Below are 2,585 nucleotides of genomic sequence, written 5' to 3'. Positions count from 1 at the left end.
GTGACGATGAGGTCTTCGGGGGGCTAGGGGACGACCGAATTGTCGGCGGCGACGGCGACGACGAGCTTCTCGGCAACGAGGGTGACGACTGGATGAAGGGAGGTGCCGGCGATGATCACTTGACCGGCGACAACGGCAATCCGTTTGGTCCGCCGCTCGCGGATATCGACACGGCTGCATTCTCAGGGGCGCTGAAAAACTACTCCATCAGGCAAAATGCCGACGGTACGATAGCTGTCGTTGATTTGGTTGGTACTGATGGGTCCGATACCCTGGAAAATATCGAGCGTCTTCAGTTCGTCGATCGATCGATTCTGGTGGACGACGTTTTCGCGATGGGGACACATCCAAGGATGCATCCGACCGATGGGGACGGAGACCATAGCCGAATGCGCGACCCTCCCGATCCCCGCCTAGAGTTTTTCGCCGATGCTCAGGACACGGGATCGATGGTCGGGGACGAACTCGTCGGCGCCGCTGTGGGAGATCCAACAGCCTTCCAAATCGGGACGCCGCTCGCTTTCGGCTTTGCCGACTCGATGTAAACCAAAGGCACGCGGCGCGGCGCAAGTGTCGCCGAGCAAACGGCTTGGAGGCGAAATCGGGCCCGCCGGCTGAGTGGGCCCGCGTAATTGAGTGTGGTCTCGGGGTCTTGAAGCACGGGAATGAGCGCGCTGCTCGGAGGTGATTTGCTCCTTCGAACATGCCTCCGCTTCGAGTCTCAGCATTTCATGAGTTTGTCGGCGGGGTCATTCGCAGCCGTCTGACGATTGCATAGATTCCCACAATGAGAATGAACGGCAGCCCGGCACCTGCGACGGGACCAGGTGCGCCGGCAGATCCATCTCCGCCTCCGCTGCTGCTCCAACCGCCACTTTTCCCGTGGCTCATATATGCCATGCCTGCGGCTCCCGCGGTGAGAGCGGTGAAAGCAATCGTCGCGCAGAGAATTTTTACCCACCGAAACATGGGTTTTCTCCCAATGACAGCGGCCACATAGGTTCAACTCGGACGCTGCGTTTCCGTTCGCTAACACCAAAGAGGAAGGGGGCCTCCGCATTCAAGACGGCGGAAGCGATAGAGCTGGCATCAAACGCAGCGGGACGCAGCTTGGCAGTGCGCAACACGATGTCCAGTTCCCGTTCAGCGCGGCGAAAGTAAGATAGACTTTACTCGTCCTTAAATACCCGTATTGGACTAAATTTCAGATTGCTGCGTGGGGGCTTGGCCCTAAACTCACGATGCCAGGGGGGGCGGCATAACGATGAGAGATTCCGATCGGCTCGAGGCTTCGCAGACGCAGGACGGACGGTATCGCCTCCTGATCGATGCGGTGACCGACTATGCCATCTACATGTTGGATCCGACAGGCACCGTCACAAGTTGGAACCCTGGTGCGCAGCGCTTCAAAGGGTATTCGGCGAGCGAGATCATAGGCGAGCATTTTTCGCGCTTCTACACGCAAGAGGATCGCGAGACGGAACTTCCCCGCAGAGCGCTGGAGACCGCCACCCGCGAAGGCAAGTTCGAGAGCGAGGGCTGGCGGGTCCGCAAGGACGGCACGCGGTTCTGGGCCTTTGTCGTCATCGATCCGATCTGGTCTCCATCCGGTGAACTTGTCGGCTTTGCCAAAGTGACACGCGACCTGACCGAGCGCCGCGCCAATGAAGAGGCTCTTCGTCAAACTCAAGAGCAATTCAAGCTGCTGGTTCAAGGCGTCAGCGACTACGCGATCTACCTTCTCAGCCCGCAGGGCATCGTCACCAATTGGAATCTCGGAGCGCAAAAGATCAAGGGTTACCAATCGGAGGAGATCATCGGCGAGCATTTTTCGCGGTTCTACACCCCCGAGGACCGAAAGGCCGGCGAGCCGAAGCGGTCTCTCGATACGGCCGTGAACGAGGGGCGCTTCGAGAACGAGGGTTGGCGTCTCAGAAAAGACGGAAGTCGATTTTGGGCACACGTCATTGTCGATGCCATTCGCGACGACGACGGTGAGCTTCTAGGCTTTGCCAAGATCACGCGGGACATTACCGAGCGCCGCGAAACACAACAAGCTCTGGAACGCGCTCGCGAGACCTTGATGCAATCCCAGAAGATGGATGCCATCGGCCAGCTCACCGGCGGTATCGCGCACGACTTCAACAACCTGCTGATGGCGATCCTGAGCAGCCTGGAGCTGATGCGAAAGCGGTTGCCGGCAGATCCGAAGCTGTTGGCGCTGCTCGACAACGCCGCTCAGGGCGCACAGCGCGGGGCCGTCCTGACACAGCGCATGCTGGCCTTCGCACGCCGGCAAGAGCTGAAGCACGAGCCGATCGACGTTCAGMACCTCGTCCGCAGCATGGAGGCCCTGCTTCAACGGTCGCTTGGGCCCCTCGTCCAAATCGAGACACGCTTCCCGCATCCCACCCAGTCTGTTTTGTCCGACTACAACCAGTTGGAGATGGCACTGCTGAACCTCGCCGTGAATGCGCGAGACTCCATGTCCGACGGCGGCAGGATCGTCATTTCGGCGAGGGAGGAGATTATCCAGGAGGGCAGCGCGCGCGATCTGGAGCCGGGTGTGTATGTCTGCCTGAGCG

General features: G+C 59.7%; 2 protein-coding genes. Both read left to right on the top strand.

Features of this window, described 5'->3' with window-relative positions; translation table 11 throughout:
* The coding region (locus tag AC1DT3_RS17595; protein ID WP_477466528.1) for a calcium-binding protein at nt 1-545 on the top strand (545 nt) is incomplete at its 5' end.
* Nucleotides 546-1,264: 719 nt separating this feature from the next.
* Nucleotides 1,265-2,585 (top strand): PAS domain-containing sensor histidine kinase (locus AC1DT3_RS17590; protein WP_477466527.1); only part of this gene is annotated, 1,321 nt, incomplete at its 3' end.

Source organism: Microvirga sp. P4_G7 (genome assembly GCF_056401005.1).
Note: the sequence above shows the minus strand (reverse complement) of the source record. Positions and strands in the feature narration are given on the sequence as shown.